Source organism: Lysinibacillus cavernae, assembly GCF_009724685.1.
GTDB lineage: Bacteria > Bacillota > Bacilli > Bacillales_A > Planococcaceae > Lysinibacillus > Lysinibacillus cavernae.
The window spans coordinates 67502-89538 of record NZ_WMEF01000012.1 but is presented as its reverse complement, the minus strand read 5'-3'; the positions used below and the strand labels follow the sequence as shown (position 1 = coordinate 89538).

Here is a 22037-nt window from a genome sequence, read left to right as displayed (position 1 = left end):
TTAGAAAGAATGGATTATCGTAAAAAAACCGTAGTCGCTTCAGTGGCTGGGTTAACGCTAGAAGGAATGGACATTATGTTTATTTCTTTTGCTATGACAATGATTATTGCAGAATTTAACATTGATCTTGCAACGGGTGGATTGATTTCATCCATCACAAATATTGGGATGCTACTGGGTGGTATTATTTTTGGTGTATTAGCAGACAAATATGGTCGGGTAAAAGTGTTTACGTATACCGTTATATTGTTTGCCATCGGTACAGCCTTAACAGGGGTAGCAACAAGTATTGAACAAGTTTATGTCTATAGATTTATCGCTGGTTTAGGTGCTGGTGGGGAATATGGTATTGGTATGGCGCTTGTGGCGGAGGCTTGGCCAAAGAATAAGCAAGGAAGAGCTTCTTCTTATGTCAGTGTAGGGGCACAATATGGGGTAATTTTAGCAGCTTTATTAAGTGCCATCATTTTACCAACTTTAGGATGGAGAGCACTATTCTTTGTTGGATTATTACCAGTAATTTTTGCCTTCATCGTACGTAAAAATCTTGAAGAATCACCAGAGTGGTTAGCATCGCAAAACAATCAAAATAAAAAACAAGACAAAGGGAAATTGGCACAATTATTTGCTTCACCACGTATCACGATGACGACCCTTTCCCTTATCTTAATGGCTACTGTTCAAATCGCAGGCTACAATGGTTTGATGATTTGGCTACCATCTATGTTACAGAAATCGCAAGGTTTATCTGTCTCTAGCTCAGCATTGTGGACAATTAGTACCGCAGTCGGCATGATTATTGGGATGCTGACGTTCGGCAGATTTATGGATCGTTTTGGTGCAAAGCGAGCATTTGGCATCTTTTTATTGGCATCTGCTTGTGCAGTGTTCCTTTATTCCTTTGCAACTGGTCCAGCATCCATTTTAATTGGCGGTGCCATTGTAGGATTCTTCTCTAACGGAATGTTTGCAGGGTACGGTGCATTAATTAGTAGCTTCTATCCAGTACAAATTCGCAGTACAGCAACAAACACCATTTTTAACTTTGGTCGAGCAATCGGTGGATTTTCACCAATCTTTGTCGGCTATATTTTACAAAGCTATGATATGACAGTCGTAATGATTTACTTAGCAGCACTGTATTGCATTTCCTTTATCATTATGTTGACACTTAAGGAAGCAAATAAGGATTTGCAAACGGCATAATAATAGAAATCACGAAAGAACGAATTCCACTTCATCAAATGGGATTCGTTCTTTTCTTGTTAGTTTTTAATTATAATAACCCTTTTGAACGTTTCTCAGCAATTTCTACTAGGCGTTTTGTAATTTCTCCTCCAACCGAACCATTTGCGCGAGAAGATGCCTCTGGCCCTAACTGAACCCCAAACTCTTGAGCAATTTCATATTTCATTTGATTGACAGCTTCATGTACACCAGGTACTAGAAGTTTATTTGAACTGCGATTATTGTTAGCCATTGTTCTCACCTCCTTGCGTTTAGAATGGTTGCTAATAAACTTTTCATACATTTAAAAAGAAGGAAACGCACACGCTAATTGCTAACAACAACAACTTGTGGAAAGCTAGCAATAATAAGCAAACTCTCTGTTATAATTAAGCCTGGCTCTTTGCTATTTAAGGTTGAATAAAAGGAGGAACAACACAATGACGAATAATGATCTCTTAATTCGTTTACGCTATGCACTAGATATAAAAAATATAGATATGGTAGAGATATTTAAGCTAGGCGGCATGGAATATACAAAAGAAGAAATATTAAATATGCTTATTAAGATTAATGATGAGGAAGAAGCGCCAGAAGAATACATCAAGTGTAATAACAAAATGCTAGAAGCTTTTTTAAATGGTCTAATTACCTTTAAACGTGGGCCTCAAAAACCAAAAGAAGGACAGACAGAGGGACCGCTACCTGTGTCTGGCAAAGAAAGTCCAAATAATATGCTATTAAAGAAAGTAAAGATTGCCCTAGCTTTAACAGCTGAGGATATGCTTGAAATTTTATTTGATGGTGGCATCAAGGTTACAAAAGGTGAATTAGGTGCTATTTTAAGAAATCCAAGTCATCGTAATTATAAAGAATGCGGCGATTCATTTGTACGAAATTTTTTAAGAGGGTTAACATATAAATATAGAGAGTAACCCACTGATCTTGCCAATTTAAATCATAAAGTACCATTTTTTTCTTTAAAATTCGTTGACAATTTGTGACGAAATTGTGTACAATAAAATTATCACAAAATGTTCACAAAAAAGATGAAAAATGTTCACAAATAAAGGGGTGCTTGTATGATTTATTTTGACATCTTATTAGTAGCTATTGCATGCGTTACAATGCCTTTTATTGTTGCTGTTATGTTAGATATTTTTTATGCAGAACGAAAAAAAGTTCGTTTTTCATTACGTCGTACTTCAGTATGGTATATCGCTATGTTTGCTCTATCCTTTATACCATCCGTTTTACTTGTCACACAGAACGTATAATGTAATCAAACACTTAGGGGTAAGTGGAAAATAGGCAGCTACAACGTTAAACAATGTTGTAGCTGTTTTTATTTGTTCAATAAAAGTAGTGAATGAAAATTTCAGAATGATGTATTTTTAAGCAAACAAGCAATTGTTAATGATGGGTAAAATAGTATAAACTATGTATATTTTAGATGGGTGTCATTGACTACTTTTACCTACTGTGTTAATTTAAGAAAGGAAAAGATAGGCAAATTTACTGAAAAGTAAAGACGCAAAGCTACAGGTCTAAGGCAATGGTTGCTAAGATGGCTGGGTTGCAAAAGAGTGCTAGTTTTATCCACTAATTTCTAGTTTAAGTTCTTTTATGCCTATTTCTTTTGAAATAGGTTATTTTTTTGCAAAAAAATCTAAGGAGGAAATGGGGTTATGAAGTTGTTGAAAAACACATCATTAAAAAACAAGCTTTTATTGACAGTTTCTATTGTTGTTTTACTGCTTATTTCTATTATCACTACCCAAAGTATTAGCGAATTAAATAATCGAATGACTACTGATTTAGAGCAAGAGTTAAAAAGTGTTGGTTTATTAACAGCTATGAATTTGGACAGTGATGAAGTAAAAGATTTATTGTCCAAAAAAGGGGAAACAAACGCGGAGTTTACTAAGATCCAAAAACAACTCGATATGATTCAAGAACAGCAAGGTATTATGAGTTGGAGTTATATTTGGGATATGCAGGACGAAGGTGGCGTCAATCCAATCGGCTATACCTCTAATCTAAATGAGGTATATGAAGCTGGTGACATTTTTACGGATTTAGCGGATGAACATGTAGAAACAGCAAAATTGGCTATTCAAAATAATAGTACTGAAGTAACAGATATTTTCGAGGATCCTTTTGGCTCTTGGAGAACCGTTTTTAGCCCGATTAAAGATGATAACGGACAATTGATTGCCCTTTTAGGGATTGATTACTCCGCCGATTATATCAATACGATTATTAAAACAAGTGTGATTAAACAAATTGTCATTGCTATTATCGGAATTTTAATTTTATTAGTTTTAGTTTACATAATTATCGATCGTTTATTAAAACCACTTAAAAAAGTGGTGAATGTTGCCAACCAAGTAGCTAATGGTGAGTTAGTGAATGTTGATTTAGAAATTTCAAAGGATGAAATCGGCAAATTATCTGCCTCTATTCAAGCGATGGTTGCTTATTTACAACATATTATTTTAAACATAAGAAATACATCAGACCATGTTTCTTCGGCAGCAACTCAATTAACTGTGAATGCTGGTGAGACATATAACAGCTCAACGAATATTGCAAAAGATATGACACAAATTACACAAAATGCTGAGACTTCAATGACTATGACAGAGGAAACAGCAGCTGCTATGGAGGAGACAGCAACAGGTATTCAACAAATTGCTGACTCTGCAAACACTGCTGCGGAATCTTCTATTTCGGCATCGCTAGCTTCTGAACGAGGCAATCAAGTTGTACAGCAAGTTATTGCGCAAATGGAGTTAATTAATAATTCTGTTGAACAAATCGGTACAACAATAAATGGCTTGCATGTGAATACGAAAAAAATTAGTGAAATTGTTAGCTTGATTACTGCTATTGCCGATCAAACAAATCTCTTAGCATTGAATGCAGCAATCGAAGCTGCGCGAGCAGGTGAACATGGCAAAGGCTTTGCAGTTGTAGCTGATGAAGTGAGACGTTTAGCAGAACAGTCTTCTCAGTCAGCAACAGAAATTTACAATTTAATTAGTTCTATTCAGTCTGATTCCAACGCCTCTATAACTGTCATGGAGAAGGGCAAAGAGGATGTTAAAGTAGGTATGGCATTTACAAATGAAGTAGGAGAAATCTTTAAAGAAATTCTTACTTCGTCAGAAGAAGTAGCTAGTCAAATACGTGAAATTTCAGCAGCTTCTCAACAAATCTCTGCATCCTCAGAGGAAGTAGCTGCATCTGTTAATAATATTAAACAATCTGCAGAGCAATCAGCTGAATTCTCTACCAATGTATCGAAATCTACACAAGAGCAATTATTGACAATGCAGGATGTGAAGGATGCCTCTTCGTCACTTGGAAAAACAGCAGAAGAGCTACAAGGGCTTGTTGCAAAATTCAAATTGGAGAATGATCATGATGGACATTAATTTTAAAGATAAAAATGTTTTAATTACGGGCTCTAGTAAAGGAATCGGTAAAGCCATTGCATTAGGCTTTGCCCAACATGGAGCCAATATTTTAATTAACTATATTGGCGATGAACAAGAGGCAGAAGCAGTTCGTGTGGAAGCTGAGAAGTTTGGAGTGAAAGCTTTAACATACCATGCTGATGTTTCTAATTCTCATGAAGTACAAGAGATGTATCAATTTATGGACAAGCAGTTAGGGGGAATTGATATTCTTGTAAATAATGCTGGTTTTGCACAGGCTTCTAGCATTACCGATTTAACGGATGAACAGTGGGATAGAATGATTAAAGTTCATTTATATGGTTGTTTCTATAATTGTCGTGAGGCAGCTAGAAGAATGAAAGAACGTCATACAGGAAAGATTATTAATATCTCATCTGATATTGGTAGTTTAGGATGTGAAGAATTTACCCATTACTCAGCGGCGAAGGGTGCTATTAATGCTTTTACAAAGGCTTTAGCGAGAGAGTTAGCACCTTCTATACTCGTCAATGCAGTAGCTCCTAGTGGCACATTCACAGACATTTTAAAAGAGTTTGGTGACAACTATGTAGAGGAAGAATCTGCGAAATATCCATTAAAACGTTTAGCGCAACCAGAAGAGATTGCGAAAAGTGTGTTATTTTTAGCCTCTAATCATGCGGACTTTTATACAGGTCAAGTTTTAACGCCTAATGGTGGAGTCGTGATGAACGGATAATGGAAAACTAAGGAGTACAAGAATGTTAAATATTATTATTTTCTGCTTATACTTACTATTTATTTATTATATTGGTTATAAAGGATATAAGCGTGTTAACACAGCTGAGGATTTAATTGTTGCAGGCTGGAGTATGCCTCTATCTGTTGTTACAGGAAGTTTGGTGGCGGCCTTATTAGCTGCTCCATTCTTTTTTGCAGCAGTAGGCTCAGGTTATACGAGTGGTGGCTTTGAAGGAACGGCAACAATGGGTGGTTTAGGGACCTGTATGATTCTTGGAGCACTCATTTGGACAAAGCCATTACGACGTTTAAAGGGCTGGACATTAGCAGATTACTATGGTTTACGCTATGGTAGTAAAAAGTTAGGTGCCTATACAGGTGTGGTGATGGTGATTGCCTTCGGTGTCTTTAATGCAGCAGCATTAACAGTTGGTGGTACATATATTATTCAGCAATTGTTACAAATTGATTTTATTCCTGCAGCACTGCTATTTGTATCCTTAACTGCTATTTATTCTGTCATTGGTGGGCTGTGGGCAGTAGCTTATACAGAAATAGTACAGGGTGCGCTTGCAGTAGCAGGCATAGTAGGTATTACTATTTTTATTTTATTTTACTATCCAGACGTTACCTTTAACCCGGAATGGTGGAATATCAATACATTGTTTGAAAAGGCCGGAGCGGAGTTTTGGACACTGTATCTTGTATTAGCACTTGGGGATATTCCAGCAGTTGACTTAGGACAAAGGGTTGCAGCTGCGAAAAGCCCAAGAGTGGCTCAACGTAGTATGATTATTGCTGGAAGTATTGTCATTGCTATTAGCTGGATTCCTGGCATGTTAGGTGAAGCCTTTAAATCCATTTATCCTAATAGCACCAACCCAGAAACATTGATGCTTACCTTTGCACAAGGATATTTCCCTCCATTATTAGCAGCTATTTTTTTAACAGCAATGGCGGCGATGGGAATGTCTACTGTAGCTGCATGTTATGTAGCGACTTCGGGTATTGTCACAAAGAATATTTATTTAGACTTTATTAATCGTAATCCTGATCCTAAAAAGCTATTAAGAATTTCACGATCTGTTATTTTATCTAGTGCATTATTAGGTTTAGTGCTTGCGATAAGCTTCCAAAAAGTTATTGATTTAGCTTATTTAGCATGGGATATTATTTTCGTTACAATTTTCTGGCCAATCGTATTAGGACCATTTTGGAAACGTGTGAGTACGCCAGCGGTTTGGGCAAGTATTTCTGTTGGGTTAATCTATTACATTGTTACGTCATTGACATTTGTACCTAGTCTGACAATACAATCAGAAGGATTTTTAGGACTATTAAATGAATTATGGCAGGCACCTGTATTTTCAGGTGTTGTTATAACAGGTATTACAATTGTCTTAGTAAGTTTACTTGTACCACCATCACAGCATGTCCTTGAAATGCACAAAATAGAAAAAGATAAAACATTAGATGACGTTAGCAGTAGGGAAGAATTAATGGGTCGCTAATACTTAGAATACGAGTTCATTGCATTTTCAATGGACTCGTGTTTTTTTATTGAGCGGTATATAGGATAAATAAGAATGAAAAGATAGAGTCTAGAATAAATTGCTAGTACATCAAACTATTTTTCTAGCGATTATCTTGATAAAGGCGGGATCTGAATGAAAATTATTTTCTTCATTTTATTAGGGATCATCTATCTTTTTCTAGCAAATGCAATTGAATTAGCCATCATTAAGCAGCTATTTTTTTTAATTGGACTAGCTTTAGTAGGTATAGGCAGTATTCGTTATATTAAAGAGCGTTATATTGCTGTGCAAACTTTGGCAGAAATGAAGGAAGCAAGTGAGGAGGAGATAAAGGCTATTCCTCATACGCAAATTACATTATCAAGTGATGCTCTAAATGCTTTATTGTTAAATGAACAAACAAGTATGCTTATTGTTGCTCTAAGAGAGGCGTTAGACGAAGAGCTGAAAATAACGGAAATTCCATTTAACAAAATATATGAAGTAGCTATCATGGAAGACGAAGTGTTTATGGTTAAAACAAAGAACCACCTCATGAGTGGCTCATTACTTGGTGAGGAGGAAGAATTAGAGGAAGTTGATTCTGAGGAAGATAAAATCTCACAGCTTTCGTTAAAGCTAGTAGTAGATCATTTATCAGACCCCATTCTAGACTATATTTTTATGGATAATGGTGAAAAGCCAATTTCGAGAGAGGAAGACGATTACAAGGAAGCAGCGGAGTTATGTGAAAAATGGTTTCAAAAGATAAGTGTTATTATTAAACGCCATGAATTGGAAAGAGTCCCTATAAGACATTGGCAATAAATATGAAGAAAAAAAGCTATCTTGAAATAGAAAATTTCTAGATAGCTTTTGTTGTGTGACGTTCGATTAAATTTTAAATTGCTGTAGTTGGCTATTTAGCTCCTCAGCCATTCCAGCAAGCTGATTTGCGCTTCTGGCAATTTCATCCATAGTAGCGGCAGTTTCCTCTACAGTTGCTGTTGTTTGCTCAACACCAGCGGCCGATTCCTGTGAAATAGAGGCCATGTCATCAATAGAGGCGTTAATTGTTTCGGAATTTTGAGCAAGATGATTTAAATTAGTTGAAATGGTCGTAATATTATCAATCATATCCTCTACCGCATTAGAAATTTGTTCAAACGTTTCATTCGTTTGATCGAGCTGCGTTGTGCCTCTTTTTACTTCCTCATAGCCCATTTGTAACGCAGAAGTAACATTGCTCGTCTCACCTTGAATGCGATGAACGATAGTTGAAATATCTGTGACAGAGAATTGGACTTGCTCAGCAAGCTTACGTACCTCATCTGCCACAACCGCGAAGCCTTTGCCATGCTCACCTGCTCGTGCTGCTTCAATCGCTGCATTTAGTGCGAGTAAATTTGTTTGGTTTGAAATATCGTCTATAACTGAAACAAGCTTGGATATTTCAGCAGATTGCTCATTCAAACTTTCAACCTTTTTCACAGAATCTAACACAATCCCATTAATTGCGGCCATTTGTTTTGTAGATTGTACCATTAAATTTTTTCCAGAAACCGTTAAATTTTGAACATGACTAGAATGTTCCTTTAACTCAGTACCTTCCTGTGTAGTTTCATGAATACTACGCTTGAATGCTGTCATTGTTTCTGCTAAATCACCTGTTGTTGATGCTTGTGTTTCTGTGCCCGAAGCAAGCTCTTGCATGGTTACTGTAATTTGCTCAGTACCTGCTTGTACTTCATTGGATGATTGAGCGAGCTCCTCACTACTCGCCGCTACAGTTTCAGAAACAGTGTATATAGAGCGAATTGTTTGTTTTAATTGAACATTCATATCGTTGGCAGATGTCATTAACGTGCCAATTTCATCTCGCGTTTTCACCGGTAATGGGTCCAATTGGAAATTACCATCCGCTAATTCTTTCATGCGATTTGCTACTACAGTAACTGGTTTAGAGATGGTACTAGCTGTGATAATAGCAATTAGAATACCAGCTATAGTTAAGATTGAACTAACAACAATTCCGATTGTTCGATTGTTTGAACTGGTTGTTACAACATCATTACCAACAACTGTAATCGCTTCAGCACGATCATACGCAAGCTTTTCATACCCATTGCGCACTTTTGTTGCGAGATCGTGTGTATCCATTAAATTTTCTAAAGCTACTTCTTTCTTGCCCTTTTGATAGATATCAAATACCTCAGTGTTGACAAGATTACTCCAATCACTCGCTAATTCTACTAGTTGGCTGCGTTCATCAGATTTTTCATATTTGTCTAGAATAGCATTGTTTTCCTCAGCCATTTTGCGATACTCATTAAACGTTTCCTTGTATTTTTCATCACCAGTCATCACATAGTTTAAAGCAGAGGACTGACGGACACTCATAGATAGTGCTAAATTTTTACTTGCATTTAAAACAACTAAATCTTCCATTACTAAACCTTTTGCCTGTCTTTCCATATTAGTATTGGAATTATAGGTGTAAGTTGTGAAGCTAATTACTAAAACTAACAAAAGAATAAATGCACTTAAAATTCGAGCTTTAAGTGTTTTAAACTGAAAAATTCCTTTCATTTTCCCATCCCTTTACTTACTCATCGAGAGTTTTAATCAATACCAATTATTATTTTATAACTATTTAGGGAGATTAATAAGACTTTCGGTAGAAATAATTAAAAATAGTTTTTTAGTACAACAGTATAATTTATTTTCATATGCAAATAGTTAAATATATATAGAAGTCTGACAACTGATTAATGTATTTAAGTTAAATTCCCTATATATAAGAAAAAAGCACCTGTAGCAAAATGCTTCAAGTGCCATGTATGAAAGAAACCCGTTACTGTTTTTGATTTTTTGCTTGCCGTTCCCACTGTAGTAAGGAAGGGTATGGATCAAAAGCCCATTCGGTTCTCCCGTTAAATTTGTAAATACCATAATGAAGATGTGGAGGGAATTTTCCTGATGTCCCTTCTTTTCCGTATCCCGAACTCCCTACATAGCCAAGAACTTTACCAGGCTCAACAATTGTACCTACTTCAATGTCCTTATGATAGCTACCAAGGTGGGCATAATAGTGATAGGAGTTATGATTGTCACGAATACCAATACGCCAGCCACCAAATTGATTCCAACCTTTTATCTCAACAATACCATATGAGGAAGATAGCACAGGGGTTCCATAGCTTGCAAAAATATCAGTTCCCTCATGTATTCTCCGTCCTCCCCAGCCTCTATTGGCACCCCAAGTGCCTTTATAACTGTAATTCGAACGAATGTTGAGAGGGAAGGTATGTGCGTCGAGTTCAATGGTTTTAAAATGTCTATAAAGTGTTGAAATGGTATTAATTTGATTGACAGCTTCTTCGCTTCCGTAATATTCCCATAAAGCTAATTTGAAATCCTCATCAGTGGTTCCAAATTTGCCTAAATAACTAGCCATTGAAAAGATGACATCCTCATCATCCTTAGGGCTAGCGATTCCATCATGATTACCATCAAGACCCATTCCTCCGAAATAGCTAATTGTCTCAGGCGAAGTATCTTCCTTTACAGGATTTAATGCTCCTGACCAATACTCATCAGAAAATTGTATAGCCAAATAGCCTTCTCGTTTCGGGATATCTTTACGAACGGATTGTAGATTTCTTTCATACTGATCGATAGCAGCTAAAAAATGCCAAGGAATGAGTAATTCATCAAATTGTACATAATAGGACATACGCTGCTGTAAAATTTCTTCTTGTGTCAGTGCCTCCTTTGCAAAAGAGGCAGTAGGGTACAGCATAATCCCTAAAAGTAAGAATGATAAAAAAATTTTAAAATGGCGATACAATGATGGACCTCCTTTCTAACGTTAGAATAACCGAAATTTTTATCTTCATTCAGTAAGCTTTTATCGATCATAACAGTCTGTAAATCCCGATTCTTCTGTAAAAAAAAATAGAAGTAATAAGAAGAAACTTCATCAAACAAAAAGTAATGGGTATCATCATGTCATTTCCTTCATACTATGTTATAAATCAAGCCCTGAATGGAGGGAAGGCTATTAACATTTTAGATAAAGTGAAAAACTATCGCGAAGAAGAAAACAGGCTGAAGTGGGAAGGGACATTTGCAGATTATTTAAACATCATTAGGGAAAGACCTGAAGTTGCTCAAACAGCCCATTCACGCGTCTACAATATGATAAAAAGTTCTGGTGTAGAGGAACGCGATGGGCAAAAAATGTACAAATTTTTCGGACAAGAAATTTTTGGGCTTGAAACAGCAATTGAAAGACTGGTGGAGGAATATTTCCATCCAGCAGCACGCAGGTTAGATGTTAGAAAACGTATTTTATTATTAATGGGACCTGTTAGTGGTGGTAAATCAACAATCGTTACTTTACTGAAACGCGGATTAGAGCAATATTCGCGAACAGATGAGGGTGCGGTTTACGCAATTAAGGGATGTCCAATGCATGAAGATCCATTACATTTAATTCCACACCATTTGCGTAATGAATTTTTTGAGGAGTATGGCATAAGAATTGAAGGAAGTTTATCGCCTTTAAATACGATGCGTCTTGAAAAGGAATACGATGGACGTATTGAAAACGTGATAATTGAACGCATTACTTTTTCAGAAGACAAACGTGTAGGTATCGGAACATTTACACCTTCAGACCCGAAATCACAGGATATTGCTGATTTAACGGGAAGTATTGACTTTTCAACAATTGGTGAGTATGGTTCAGAGTCAGATCCTCGTGCTTATCGCTTCGATGGGGAGCTCAATAAGGCCAATAGAGGAATGATGGAGTTCCAGGAGATGCTGAAACTCGATGAAAAATTCTTGTGGAATTTATTATCTTTAACACAGGAAGGAAACTTCAAAGCGGGAAGATTTGCTTTAATTAGTGCAGATGAGTTAATTGTTGCTCATACAAATGAAACAGAATATCGCTCCTTTATTTCAAATAAAAAGAATGAGGCCTTACATTCTCGTATTATTGTTATGCCAATTCCATATAACTTAAAAGTTAGTCAGGAAGAACATATTTATGAAAAGATGATAAAAGAAAGTGATATGTCTCATGTTCATATTGCGCCGCATGCTTTAAAGGCCGCAGCAATCTTTTCGGTTCTCACAAGATTAGAAGTACCGAAAAAACAAGGTGTGGATCTGATTAAGAAAATGCGCCTGTACGACGGAGAAAATGTGGAGGGATTTAATTCCGTTGACTTAGAGGAGCTGAAAAAAGAGTTTCCGAACGAAGGCATGAACGGTATTGATCCACGCTATATCATTAACCGTATTTCTTCTGCTATTATTCGTAAAGAAGTACCATCTATAAATGCATTAGATGTCTTACGGGCACTGAAGGATGGACTGGATCAGCATGCTTCCATCTCTCAAGAGGATCGTGAAAAATACATGAATTACATTGCGGTTGCTCGTAGAGAATATGATGAAATTGCTAAAAATGAAGTACAAAAGGCTTTTGTGTACTCTTATGAAGAATCGGCAAAAACGTTGATGAACAATTACCTCGACAATGTAGAGGCATTTTGTAATAAAAATAAAATTTACGATCCACTGACTGGTGAGGAAATGAACCCTGACGAAAAATTAATGCGCTCGATTGAGGAGCAAATTGGTATTTCAGAAAATGCTAAAAAAGCATTCCGTGAGGAGATTCTCATTCGGATTTCTGCCTATGCACGAAAAGGCAAACGGTTTGACTATAATTCTCATGAAAGATTGCGAGAAGCAATTCAAAAGAAATTATTTGCAGATTTGAAGGATGTTGTGAAAATTACAACTTCTTCAAAAATGCCGGATGAATCGCAATTGAAGAAAATTAATGAGGTAGTAGCAAGACTTGTTGATGAACATGGCTACAATACAACATCAGCAAACGAGCTACTTCAATATGTAGGAAGTCTGCTTAATCGATAATTAACTTTTACTGTTTCAAGTCAGATAGGAGTGTCCCATTATTAGGGCACTCCTTTTATTATCAGGACGGGGAAATTATTTAGATGCACAATTGATTTTACAAAAAAAGTTCAAGAAAGTGCTTCGCAAGCATAGTATAGAAAAAGCGAATTTGATAGATGGGTGAGGATAAAAATGACTGAACACGAAAATAAGCGCTTTGTCATCTCTCAGGAAAATTGGTCCCTCCATCGTAAAGGGCACCAGGACCAGCAACGCCATATGGAAAAAGTGAAAGATGCGATTAAAAATAATTTACCTGATTTAGTTAGTGAAGAAAGTATTGTGATGTCCAATGGTCGCGAGGTTATTAAAATACCGATTCGTTCACTTGATGAATATAAAATTCGATATAACTATGATAATTCTAAGCATGTAGGGCAAGGACAAGGGGATAGTAGTGTTGGGGATGTAGTTGCACGAGATGGCAGTAAAGCAAATCAGGCTCCAGGTAAAGGAAAAGAGGCGGGTGACAAGCCTGGCCAAGATTATTACGAAGCAGAAGTAAGTATTGAGGAAATTCAAAATGTATTATTTCATGAACTTGAGTTACCGAATTTACAGCAGAAAGAAAAGGCAGATATTAAAACGGAAAAAATAGAATTTAATGATATTCGAAAAAAAGGGCTAATGGGTAACGTTGATAAAAAGCGCACGATTTTAAATGCGTTAAAGCGTAATGCGATGCATGGCAAAGCAGAAATCACACCTATTCATAATGATGATCTACGTTTTAAAACGTGGGATGAAATAGAGAAACCGGAATCAAAAGCAGTAGTGCTTGCCATGATGGATACAAGTGGCTCGATGGGCGCCTTTGAAAAATATTGTGCGCGGAGCTTCTTCTTCTGGATGACTAAGTTTTTACGTTCAAAATATGAAACAGTGGAGATTGAATTTATTGCCCATCATACAGAGGCGAAAGTAGTTACAGAAGAGGAATTTTTCACAAAGGGAGAGAGCGGAGGAACCATTTGTTCTTCAGCTTATAAAAAGGCATTGGAATTGATTCAGGATAAATATCATCCATCTCGCTATAATATCTATCCCGTACATTTTTCAGATGGTGAAAATATTTCGATGGATAATGAAAAGTGCTTGAAATTAGTGGCAGAGTTAATGGATGTATCTAGTATGTTTGGCTATGGTGAGGTCAATCAACATAACCGTTTCTCGACACTTATGTATACGTATAAGAAAATTGATGATCCCAAATTTAGATATCATATTTTGAGAAAAAAAGGCGATGTATATGATGCCTTAAAGAGCTTTTTCAAAAAAAATGAAGAGTAACATAAATGTTTGATCAGCATCACGTTCAAAGGAGGGGACGTAAAATGGACACGAAAGAGCTTCATCGAGCGATAGATGAAATTACCGAAATTGCCTCAAGCTTTGGCTTAGACTTCTATCCAATGCGTTATGAAATTTGTCCAGCAGATATAATTTATACATTTGGCGCATACGGTATGCCTACTCGTTTTTCCCATTGGAGTTTTGGTAAACAATTTCATAAAATGAAACTCCAATACGATTTAGGACTCAGTCAGATTTACGAGCTTGTTATTAACTCTAACCCATGCTATGCATTTTTACTCGATACCAACACGTTGACCCAAAATAAATTGATTATCGCCCACGTTTTAGCACACTGCGACTTCTTTAAAAATAATGTGCGATTTTCTAATACAAGAAAAGATATGGTAGAGAGCATGACAGCAACGGCTGAGCGAATAGCTGGCTATGAAAGAGAATATGGTAAGGATGAGGTTGAACAGTTTTTGGATGCCGTTCTAGCTATTCAAGAACATATTGATCCATCTATTTTACGACCAAAATTATCTTGGAATGAGGAGGATGAGCTAGAGGAGGAAAGACCACCAATAAAATCACCATACGATGACTTATGGAGCATAGAAGAAAAAGATAAAGTCTATAAACCAATAAGACGGAGATTAAAGCAATTTCCACCAAAGCCAGAAAAGGATCTTTTGTTATTCTTAGAGGAGCATAGCCGAGAATTAGAAGACTGGCAACGAGATATATTAACAATGATGCGTGAAGAAATGCTTTATTTTTGGCCACAATTAGAGACAAAAATAATGAACGAGGGTTGGGCTTCTTTTTGGCATCAGCGAATTATGCGAGAGTTGAATCTAACAACCGCAGAGACAATCGAATACGCTAAATTAAATGCGGGCGTTGTGCAGCCCTCAAAAACTTCTATCAATCCATATTACCTTGGCATAAAAATTTTAGAGGACATTGAAAACCGTTATAATAACCCGACAGAGGAAATGAGACGACTAGGCGTTCAGCCAAACACTGGACGTGAAAAGATCTTTGAGGTAAGAGAGATAGAATCGGATATTTCCTTTATTCGTAACTATTTAACAAAAGATTTGGCGAAGCGAGAAGATTTATATTTATTCCAAAAGAAAGGTAATGAGTATCGTATTACCGACAAAGATCATAAGATGGTTCGAGATCAGCTTGTATCGATGCGTGTAAACGGTGGCTTCCCTTATATTGTTGTTAAAAATGGTGATTATTTACGTAATGGTGAGCTTTATTTAGTACATGGCTACGAAGGGATGGAACTAGACCCTCGCTATTTAGAAAATGTATTACCATATATTTATCAGCTATGGGGGCGTCCTGTTCACTTAGAAACGTATGTGGATAGTAAACCGATGCTATATTCATATGATGGTACAAAAAACTATAAACGTAATGTATAAGAAAAAAACTTCTATCTGCTTAGAGCATAATCAAACAGATAGAAGTTTTTTAGTTGGATACTACTCATTTTCTCCTGATAATAAATCATTGTCCTCTTCGTTGCTTTCACTATGGTTAGATGATGAATGTATATCGCTTTCAATGACTAAGCTATCCCGTACCTTTAGGCCTTGCTGGCCACCAGCCTCGTCGTTATCATTACCAGCAATTCCACTTCGGCCATTGCCATCTGCAAATTGAGAATTTACATTTCGTGTATGACTTCCGTTACTAGCATTTTGTCCACCTTGATTAGCATTTGTACCCACATCATGATTGATTTGACCCCCACCTTCTGCTCGTTGCTCAAAGTTAAAATCTGTATTTCCTATATTGAATGTAAAGTTAATTGTTATATGGTTTTTAGCCTGCTTATTTGATGACTCATGCTCAGGTTCCTCAGGGCCAAAAAATTTCTTAGAATTAAAGCCAGACATTTTTTTTCCTCCTTTCGTTTGATATTACTATTAACATATTAGCGCTTTGTCTGCCCACTTGTACGTGTAGCCATGTTCTCTAGAGAAAAGGTAGGGGTGTATATATACGCTCGACGATTTTTGCTATCTATCCTATAAATTTGTTAAAATGAATGGGATTTTAATTTTTTAGTGAACGGGAACGGAGAAGCAACGTTGAGAACATTTAAAAAGGTATATATAGAAATAACGAGTGTCTGTAATTTAGCATGTAGTTTTTGTCCACCAACAGCGCGTGCAAAAGGACTTATAAAAGTAGAACAATTTAATAAAATCTTGGATGAAATTCGTCCACATACAAAATATATTTATTTGCATGTAAAAGGAGAGCCGCTATTACATCCACGGATTGACCAATTATTAGATGCTGCCTATGAAAAAGGTTTTAAGGTCAATATAACAACGAATGGTACACTCATTAAAAAAAATCGAGAAAAAATATTAGGGAAACCAGCATTACGTCAAATTAATTTTTCATTACACAGCTTTGATGGACATGAGGGCTCTGAAAATCGTGAAAAATATTTAGGGGATATTTTAGATTTTGTGCGCGAATCAAAGGAATACAACACGATTATTTCCTATCGTTTATGGAATTTACAAAAGGATCAAGTTTCTGACATTGCAGCGCGCCGAAACCGTGAGACATTAGATATTTTAGAAAATGAATATAATCTTGATTTTCGCATTGAAGAAAAAGTAGAGCCTGGTAAAGGGGTAAAAATTGCCCCTCATGTTTATTTGAATCAGGATCATGAATTTAGATGGCCAAGCTTGCTAGAGCCAGAGGATGAGGGCAAGGGCTTTTGTCATGCACTGCGCAGTCAAGCAGCTATTCTTGTAGATGGTACTGTTGTGCCTTGCTGCTTGGATGGAGAAGGTGTCATTAATTTAGGAAATGTACATGAGAAATCTTTCTCAGAAATCGTAGAAGGGGAACGTGCTAATAATATCGTAGACGGCTTTTCACGAAGAGAAGCTGTTGAGGAACTTTGCAGAAAATGTGGCTATCGTCAAAAATTTGGTATGTAACTATATATGCATAATATTTTTGTGAAAAACAGCTCCAATGTCATTGACCATTGGAGCTGTTTTTCTTCGACTGTGAATCAATCGTATCTAAAAAATCCTTTGTAATGCGAACTACGTATTTAACCTCGTCTATATTACGTTCTCTTAATAATGATCGATGAATGTCTAGCATGAGGTTCTTTTCTTCAATATCAGTAACGCCAGATAATTTTTGAAAATTAAAAAGCTCCTCAGGGGCAATATCTAGTGCCGTGATAAGTGTTTCTAATGTGCTTAAGGTTATATTAGATTGACCGTGTTCAATATTGGAAACTCGTCCTTTACTAAAACCTAACTTCCCTGTTCTCTCAGCAACTTCTTCCTGACTTAGTCCCTTGGATAATCTAATAATACGGAGTTGTTCACCTACTAGCTTTAAAAAATCTGACATATGAATCACCTCTAAGTTAAAAGCTAGTGAAAAACAAATAAAATGACTATACTATTATAGTGGTATAATAGAGAAAAAGTTATTATATAATGGTACAATGTTTAGAGAAGTCCCTTTTAATTGCCAAATGACTTGATGTGTAGCACTAAGAATAAATCGTTAGTGAATGTTGTGTTTGGAAATTTACATATTAGGATTATAAGATTGGAGGGTTCATGCATGGTGAAGCAATTTTTATTAGAAGAGGTAGCGAAAATTATAATTGGGAAAACGTTCACGAATGATAAATGTTTTACTAGTGAAGGTACTCCTTTCATAACCAAAGAAACGTTGAAGAACATATTGAAAGAAGATGATATTAGTCAAATACCGAAGGTAGGCAATAATTTTATTGAACAATTTAATATTTCATATGTGCCAGCTAAAAGTATCCTTCTTAATAAACTAAATTTGATGGAAACGACTATATATCAATGCAAAAAAGATGTATGCATAGGTCAGGATATTATGGCAATCATACCGAATGAATCTATTATTGAAAGTGACTATTTATTTCACTTTTTTAAATGGTGTCAGGTAAACAAAGAGAAGCTTAATATCTATCGTTTAATAATTGATCTACCCCCTATTGAAATTCAAATGAGAGTAGTTCAATTATTAAATGCTATTCAACACTTATTATCTTATACAGAATCTTTAGTAACAGCGGTCGAAAAATTACCTGAATATTTCCATAACATTACGAATCAAACGAAGCAGCATTCGAACAACTTACATCAAGGGTTTGAAATGCTTCAATTGCAATATATTGAGATACTACATAAAGTTTTTAATGGTGAGTTTTTAAATGCAGCACAAAAGTATGATTTCTTAAGATAAGTAATCAATAAAAATAAGTCGGTGCAACGGGGATATGCCAATCCCTGCACCGATTTGTTAAATTTCAATAATAATTGGCAAAATCATAGGCTTGCGTTTTGTTTGCGTAAATAGATATTGTCCCACTGTTCTTTTGATTTCTCTTCTTAAGACATGTATTTGTTGCCTGCTGTCTTCCTGAAGTTCTATTACTATTTCTTTTGTAAGTACATTGACCTTATTTAACAGCTCCTCGAAATCTTTTGCATAAACAAACCCACGTGAAATGGTATCAGGCTCTGAAATAAAAGCACCATCTACTTTATTAAGTGTCAATACGATGACAAGCATTCCGTCTTCCGAAAGCTGCTTGCGATCACGGAGGACAATCCCTTCCACTTCACCTATTCCGATGCCGTCAACATACGTGTCTCCAGCTGGAACTTTACGAGTTTGTCTTGCCTTCGAATTTTCAATATCAACGACATCACCGTTTTTCATAATAAATGTATGACCTTTTTGGACACCAACAGATTCTGCTAATAATCGATGTTGATGTAACATACGAAATTCGCCATGAATAGGAATGAAAAATTTAGGCTTCATGAACGTCAGCATTAGTTTTAAATCTTCTTGATGACCATGTCCTGATACATGCATACCAGTATGACTGGAAGAACCATAAATGACTTTTGCACCAAGCTGAAACAAATTGTCTACAATACGAGATACGCCCTTTTCATTGCCTGGAATAGGAGAGGCAGCTAGAATGACCGTATCATCTGGTAGAACTTTTACCTCTCGATGGTTACCATTTGCTAATCGTGCAAGTGCAGCTAGTGGCTCACCTTGACTACCTGTGCATAGTACTACTACTTCTTCTGGTGGAAGATATTTAACTTCACGTGCATCAATTAACAAATCTTCTGGAACAAATAAATAACCACGTTCGATTGCTACATCAACCACATTGACCATACTGCGACCTAATAATGCTAACTTCCTATTAGCAGAGATAGTTGCATGCACAATTTGTTGGATACGATTAACGTTTGAGGCAAAGGTTGAGATGATTATTTTACGTTCAGCGTGTAAAAAGGCTTCTTCTATATGGTGCCCGACAAGTTGCTCAGATGGTGTTAAACCTGGTCTTTCTGCATTGGTACTTTCTGAGATAAGTACTAGTACACCTTTTGAACCGATTTCTGCCATTTTATGAATATCAGCAAACTGGTTATTAACAGGTGTTAAATCAAATTTAAAGTCACCTGTATGGACAACATTTCCTTCAGGGGTAGCAAGAACGATGCCTAAACAATCCGGTATACTATGGTTTGTTCTAAAGAAATTGATATCAATTTGCCCTAAATGTAAAGCTGAATCAGCATGAATTTCAATTAAATCGGTTTCTCTTAGAAGCTTATGTTCTTTTAGCTTTAATTCGATAAGCCCTAGAGTGAATCGGGTAGCATACACAGGGACATTTAATTTTTTTAATAGATAGGGGATACCACCAATGTGATCCTCATGCCCATGTGTCACAATTAATGCCTTAATTTTTTCTTTATTTTCAAGTAAATAAGTAATGTCGGGGATAATTAAATCAATACCAAGTAAGGTCTCATCTGGAAATTTTGCCCCGCAATCAATTATGATGATGTCATCTTGATATTGCACTACATACATGTTTTTTCCAATTTCATTAATGCCACCTAGGGCGAATATAGATAATAACTGTTTACTTGTGGACAACGTATTCCCTCCTATAGTTGTAAATCCCTCAAATAATTGCTTTAGTCAACGATAGTATAGCTTTTAGCATTTCATCTTATACGACATTTACAATGAATCACCTATGCACACTGCTATTTAATTTCGGGAAGAATAAACAAAGATAACAGAGAAGGGAAACATTTCTTAATTTTGTCTATGCAAAAATGGATAGCTTTTTAATTAGGGATGAATTACTACTTCAGTACCAATAGGAACAATGCTGGCAAGCTCTTCAACATCTTGATTTTGCATACGAATACAACCACGAGAAACAGCATGCCCAATCGAGCTAGGGTCATTGGTGCCATGAATTCCATAGTGTTCTTTAGATAGACTCATCCACATTGTGCCAAAAGGACCACCTGGATTTGGAGCTTTATTGATGATAATAAAACTGCCAACTGGTGTTTCATGCAGCATGCGTCCAACAGCTATAGGATATTGTTTTTGAAGGGTGTTATTTCTATATAAACGCAGCCAACGATTATCGGTAGAAATCTCGATACGGTAAGGAATGGTATCTGGATCGGGTAAGCCAGGTATAACAATTTGTTGACCAATGAAAAGACTATCAGGCTGAATTCCTGGGTTAGCAGCGATAATAGATGCCAATGGAGTGCGATAATCTTGAGAAATTTGAGACAGCGTTTCGCCAGCTTTGACTGTATGAATCAACGATATTTCCTCCTTTAAAAAGGTTGCTGTTCTACTATATGCGTATTGTTTTATGTAATTTTAGGAATGCAAGATTTTTCAACTCTTTGGTTACAATATGCAGTAATAGATGTCAAGGAGCAATTATGAATGAAGGAATTTAAAATAACGTATTTTTTTGATGAAATGCATTATGTCAGAAGGTTTATCTATATGGAGTCACAGCAAGAAGCAGAGAAGTTAGTAAAAAGTGAACGTGATCAATATATCTCCTTTACAGATAGCAGAGGGATCTATCATGAATTGCATACAAAAAATGTACGGGTCATTCAAATTTCTGAATATCACCGTATTGATAAAACTGCAAAAAGGAAAGACACATAATCTCTTCAGCATTACACACATTAAGAGGGAAGGGAGTGTGGATGATGGACATAGAAAAAGTACCACATGAAAAGAAAATGTTTATGAATTTAAATAGTAAAGATAAACCTGATATGGTTGAATCAGATACAATTAGTCTTTTCGATTTGCATGAAGATATGCAAACTGTAGACGCCATTCCAGTTGGAGAGCTTAATAAGAGAGTAAAAAGAGAAGGCGATGAATTAATTGAAATGCAGCCAGATGAATTGTAGGAGGTAGAAGTACGATGAATCATGAAAAAGATATCCAATATACGTCAGCGGGCACTAATATAAATGAAGTAAAGCAGAAAAATGCAGAGGCAGCATTATCTTACAATGAAGTAAAGGAATTATTGGCTAAAAGCGGTGGACATGGGACGGCGATCTTTAGTGACACAAATATTGAAGAAGTAAAACAAGAAATACACAAGCATAGACAATAAACGTATTGGGAGGAGTAAGGTATTGAGTGCTCTTCCTCTTTTACTTTACAATGATGGGTAAAGTGAAGGAGGTGCAAAATCATGTTAGAAAGGCAATGTCCATTATGTGGAGGAGAAAATCATTGTGTGGTGGCGAAGGGTGGAGAAGATTGCTGGTGCATGACGGTGAGTTTTCCAGAATATTTGTTAAATGCCGTGCAGACAGAGCCGAATAAATGTATTTGTCAAACATGCTTAGATACATACAAGGAAGATCAATAA

23 protein-coding genes and 1 riboswitch are annotated in these 22037 nt (G+C 36.2%); of the genes, 16 read left to right on the top strand and 7 right to left on the bottom strand.

Translation table 11 applies throughout. The features are described 5' to 3' along the window. Positions 1 to 9 precede the first annotated feature (9 nt). Positions 10 to 1206, top strand: a complete 1197-nt coding sequence (locus GJU32_RS19265; protein WP_155593543.1) for an MFS transporter — start codon at positions 10 to 12, stop codon at positions 1204 to 1206. A 70-nt stretch (positions 1207 to 1276) separates the two neighbouring features. On the opposite strand, the gene GJU32_RS19260 is transcribed toward GJU32_RS19265, so the two are convergent. Continuing rightward, positions 1277 to 1480, bottom strand: coding sequence for an alpha/beta-type small acid-soluble spore protein (locus GJU32_RS19260; RefSeq protein WP_004225662.1), 204 nt, complete (start codon positions 1478 to 1480; stop codon positions 1277 to 1279). 187 nt (positions 1481 to 1667) lie between these two features. Here GJU32_RS19260 and GJU32_RS19255 point away from each other — a divergent pair, with 187 nt between their 5' ends. The 6 genes from GJU32_RS19255 to GJU32_RS19230 all read left to right on the top strand — a co-directional run bounded on the left by GJU32_RS19255 (position 1668) and on the right by GJU32_RS19230 (position 7753). After that, entirely contained in the window at positions 1668 to 2162 is a 495-nt protein-coding gene (locus GJU32_RS19255) for a YehS family protein (protein ID WP_155593542.1), read from the top strand. A gap of 147 nt (positions 2163 to 2309) precedes the next feature. Beyond that, a complete protein-coding gene (locus tag GJU32_RS19250) occupies positions 2310 to 2504 on the top strand; it encodes a hypothetical protein (RefSeq protein WP_155593541.1) in 195 nt (64 codons plus the stop codon). Positions 2505 to 2725: 221 nt separating this feature from the next. After that, a riboswitch (cyclic di-GMP riboswitch) is annotated at positions 2726 to 2811 on the top strand. Between the two features lie 104 nt (positions 2812 to 2915). Further along, on the top strand, positions 2916 to 4667 hold the full coding sequence (locus GJU32_RS19245; protein ID WP_155593540.1) for a methyl-accepting chemotaxis protein: 1752 nt from the start codon (positions 2916 to 2918) through the stop codon (positions 4665 to 4667). After that, the gene (locus tag GJU32_RS19240; RefSeq protein ID WP_155593581.1) at positions 4657 to 5409 is read left to right on the top strand and encodes an SDR family NAD(P)-dependent oxidoreductase; all 753 of its coding nucleotides are present in this window, start codon (positions 4657 to 4659) and stop codon (positions 5407 to 5409) included. The genes GJU32_RS19245 and GJU32_RS19240 overlap by 11 nt, the downstream gene beginning before the upstream one ends. Positions 5410 to 5431: 22 nt before the next feature. Continuing rightward, complete coding sequence (locus tag GJU32_RS19235) at positions 5432 to 6922, top strand: sodium:solute symporter family protein (RefSeq protein ID WP_155593539.1); 1491 nt, start codon at positions 5432 to 5434, stop codon at positions 6920 to 6922. Positions 6923 to 7078: 156 nt separating this feature from the next. Beyond that, on the top strand, positions 7079 to 7753 hold the full coding sequence (locus GJU32_RS19230) for a hypothetical protein (RefSeq protein ID WP_155593538.1): 675 nt from the start codon (positions 7079 to 7081) through the stop codon (positions 7751 to 7753). 66 nt (positions 7754 to 7819) lie between these two features. Here the strand turns inward: GJU32_RS19230 and GJU32_RS19225 are convergent, their stop codons facing one another. Together GJU32_RS19225 and GJU32_RS19220 are read right to left on the bottom strand one after the other, a co-directional pair. Then, positions 7820 to 9514, bottom strand: a complete 1695-nt coding sequence (locus GJU32_RS19225) for a methyl-accepting chemotaxis protein (protein WP_155593537.1) — start codon at positions 9512 to 9514, stop codon at positions 7820 to 7822. A gap of 265 nt (positions 9515 to 9779) precedes the next feature. Continuing rightward, positions 9780 to 10775 (bottom strand): M23 family metallopeptidase, encoded by a 996-nt coding sequence (locus GJU32_RS19220; protein WP_155593536.1) that lies wholly within the window; start codon positions 10773 to 10775, stop codon positions 9780 to 9782. A gap of 212 nt (positions 10776 to 10987) precedes the next feature. Between GJU32_RS19220 and GJU32_RS19215 the strand changes: the two genes are divergently transcribed. The 3 genes from GJU32_RS19215 (at position 10988) to GJU32_RS19205 (ending at position 15663) form a co-directional block, all read left to right on the top strand. Beyond that, positions 10988 to 12883, top strand: coding sequence for a PrkA family serine protein kinase (locus GJU32_RS19215; RefSeq protein ID WP_155593580.1), 1896 nt, complete (start codon positions 10988 to 10990; stop codon positions 12881 to 12883). 174 nt (positions 12884 to 13057) lie between these two features. Further along, positions 13058 to 14215 (top strand): sporulation protein YhbH, encoded by a 1158-nt coding sequence (yhbH, locus tag GJU32_RS19210; protein WP_155593535.1) that lies wholly within the window; start codon positions 13058 to 13060, stop codon positions 14213 to 14215. A gap of 44 nt (positions 14216 to 14259) precedes the next feature. Further along, positions 14260 to 15663 (top strand): SpoVR family protein, encoded by a 1404-nt coding sequence (locus tag GJU32_RS19205; RefSeq protein WP_155593534.1) that lies wholly within the window; start codon positions 14260 to 14262, stop codon positions 15661 to 15663. A gap of 60 nt (positions 15664 to 15723) precedes the next feature. On the opposite strand, the gene GJU32_RS19200 is transcribed toward GJU32_RS19205, so the two are convergent. Then, the gene (locus GJU32_RS19200; RefSeq protein ID WP_155593533.1) at positions 15724 to 16140 is read right to left on the bottom strand and encodes a hypothetical protein; all 417 of its coding nucleotides are present in this window, start codon (positions 16138 to 16140) and stop codon (positions 15724 to 15726) included. Between the two features lie 195 nt (positions 16141 to 16335). On the opposite strand from GJU32_RS19200, the gene GJU32_RS19195 reads away from it, so the two are divergent. After that, positions 16336 to 17211 (top strand): radical SAM/SPASM domain-containing protein, encoded by an 876-nt coding sequence (locus GJU32_RS19195; protein WP_155593532.1) that lies wholly within the window; start codon positions 16336 to 16338, stop codon positions 17209 to 17211. A gap of 40 nt (positions 17212 to 17251) precedes the next feature. On the opposite strand, the gene GJU32_RS19190 is transcribed toward GJU32_RS19195, so the two are convergent. Next, entirely contained in the window at positions 17252 to 17641 is a 390-nt protein-coding gene (locus GJU32_RS19190; protein ID WP_155593531.1) for a helix-turn-helix domain-containing protein, read from the bottom strand. A gap of 219 nt (positions 17642 to 17860) precedes the next feature. Here GJU32_RS19190 and GJU32_RS19185 point away from each other — a divergent pair, with 219 nt between their 5' ends. Further along, the gene (locus GJU32_RS19185; protein WP_155593530.1) at positions 17861 to 18520 is read left to right on the top strand and encodes a restriction endonuclease subunit S; all 660 of its coding nucleotides are present in this window, start codon (positions 17861 to 17863) and stop codon (positions 18518 to 18520) included. A 57-nt stretch (positions 18521 to 18577) separates the two neighbouring features. Here the strand turns inward: GJU32_RS19185 and GJU32_RS19180 are convergent, their stop codons facing one another. Beyond that, on the bottom strand, positions 18578 to 20251 hold the full coding sequence (locus tag GJU32_RS19180) for a ribonuclease J (RefSeq protein ID WP_155593529.1): 1674 nt from the start codon (positions 20249 to 20251) through the stop codon (positions 18578 to 18580). A 201-nt stretch (positions 20252 to 20452) separates the two neighbouring features. Further along, complete coding sequence (locus tag GJU32_RS19175; protein ID WP_155593528.1) at positions 20453 to 20947, bottom strand: L,D-transpeptidase family protein; 495 nt, start codon at positions 20945 to 20947, stop codon at positions 20453 to 20455. Between the two features lie 129 nt (positions 20948 to 21076). Between GJU32_RS19175 and GJU32_RS19170 the strand changes: the two genes are divergently transcribed. The 4 genes from GJU32_RS19170 (at position 21077) to GJU32_RS19155 (ending at position 22037) form a co-directional block, all read left to right on the top strand. Continuing rightward, positions 21077 to 21310, top strand: a complete 234-nt coding sequence (locus tag GJU32_RS19170) for a hypothetical protein (RefSeq protein ID WP_155593527.1) — start codon at positions 21077 to 21079, stop codon at positions 21308 to 21310. 44 nt (positions 21311 to 21354) lie between these two features. Continuing rightward, a complete protein-coding gene (locus GJU32_RS19165) occupies positions 21355 to 21564 on the top strand; it encodes a hypothetical protein (protein WP_155593526.1) in 210 nt (69 codons plus the stop codon). 14 nt (positions 21565 to 21578) lie between these two features. Next, positions 21579 to 21776, top strand: a complete 198-nt coding sequence (locus tag GJU32_RS19160) for a gamma-type small acid-soluble spore protein (RefSeq protein ID WP_155593525.1) — start codon at positions 21579 to 21581, stop codon at positions 21774 to 21776. Positions 21777 to 21857: 81 nt separating this feature from the next. Next, the gene (locus tag GJU32_RS19155; protein WP_155593524.1) at positions 21858 to 22037 is read left to right on the top strand and encodes a cysteine-rich CWC family protein; all 180 of its coding nucleotides are present in this window, start codon (positions 21858 to 21860) and stop codon (positions 22035 to 22037) included.

Bases quoted from the DNA above. Each gene is read 5' to 3' on its own strand.
- GJU32_RS19265 (WP_155593543.1), top strand. From the start codon at position 10: ATGGATTATCGTAAAAAAACCGTAGTCGCTTCAGTGGCTGGGTTAACG.
- GJU32_RS19260 (WP_004225662.1), bottom strand. From the start codon at position 1,480: ATGGCTAACAATAATCGCAGTTCAAATAAACTTCTAGTACCTGGTGTA.
- GJU32_RS19255 (WP_155593542.1), top strand. From the start codon at position 1,668: ATGACGAATAATGATCTCTTAATTCGTTTACGCTATGCACTAGATATA.
- GJU32_RS19250 (WP_155593541.1), top strand. From the start codon at position 2,310: ATGATTTATTTTGACATCTTATTAGTAGCTATTGCATGCGTTACAATG.
- GJU32_RS19245 (WP_155593540.1), top strand. From the start codon at position 2,916: ATGAAGTTGTTGAAAAACACATCATTAAAAAACAAGCTTTTATTGACA.
- GJU32_RS19240 (WP_155593581.1), top strand. From the start codon at position 4,657: ATGGACATTAATTTTAAAGATAAAAATGTTTTAATTACGGGCTCTAGT.
- GJU32_RS19235 (WP_155593539.1), top strand. From the start codon at position 5,432: ATGTTAAATATTATTATTTTCTGCTTATACTTACTATTTATTTATTAT.
- GJU32_RS19230 (WP_155593538.1), top strand. From the start codon at position 7,079: ATGAAAATTATTTTCTTCATTTTATTAGGGATCATCTATCTTTTTCTA.
- GJU32_RS19225 (WP_155593537.1), bottom strand. From the start codon at position 9,514: ATGAAAGGAATTTTTCAGTTTAAAACACTTAAAGCTCGAATTTTAAGT.
- yhbH (WP_155593535.1), top strand. From the start codon at position 13,058: ATGACTGAACACGAAAATAAGCGCTTTGTCATCTCTCAGGAAAATTGG.
- GJU32_RS19205 (WP_155593534.1), top strand. From the start codon at position 14,260: ATGGACACGAAAGAGCTTCATCGAGCGATAGATGAAATTACCGAAATT.
- GJU32_RS19200 (WP_155593533.1), bottom strand. From the start codon at position 16,140: ATGTCTGGCTTTAATTCTAAGAAATTTTTTGGCCCTGAGGAACCTGAG.
- GJU32_RS19190 (WP_155593531.1), bottom strand. From the start codon at position 17,641: ATGTCAGATTTTTTAAAGCTAGTAGGTGAACAACTCCGTATTATTAGA.
- GJU32_RS19185 (WP_155593530.1), top strand. From the start codon at position 17,861: ATGGTGAAGCAATTTTTATTAGAAGAGGTAGCGAAAATTATAATTGGG.
- GJU32_RS19170 (WP_155593527.1), top strand. From the start codon at position 21,077: ATGAAGGAATTTAAAATAACGTATTTTTTTGATGAAATGCATTATGTC.
- GJU32_RS19165 (WP_155593526.1), top strand. From the start codon at position 21,355: ATGGACATAGAAAAAGTACCACATGAAAAGAAAATGTTTATGAATTTA.
- GJU32_RS19160 (WP_155593525.1), top strand. From the start codon at position 21,579: ATGAATCATGAAAAAGATATCCAATATACGTCAGCGGGCACTAATATA.
- GJU32_RS19155 (WP_155593524.1), top strand. From the start codon at position 21,858: ATGTTAGAAAGGCAATGTCCATTATGTGGAGGAGAAAATCATTGTGTG.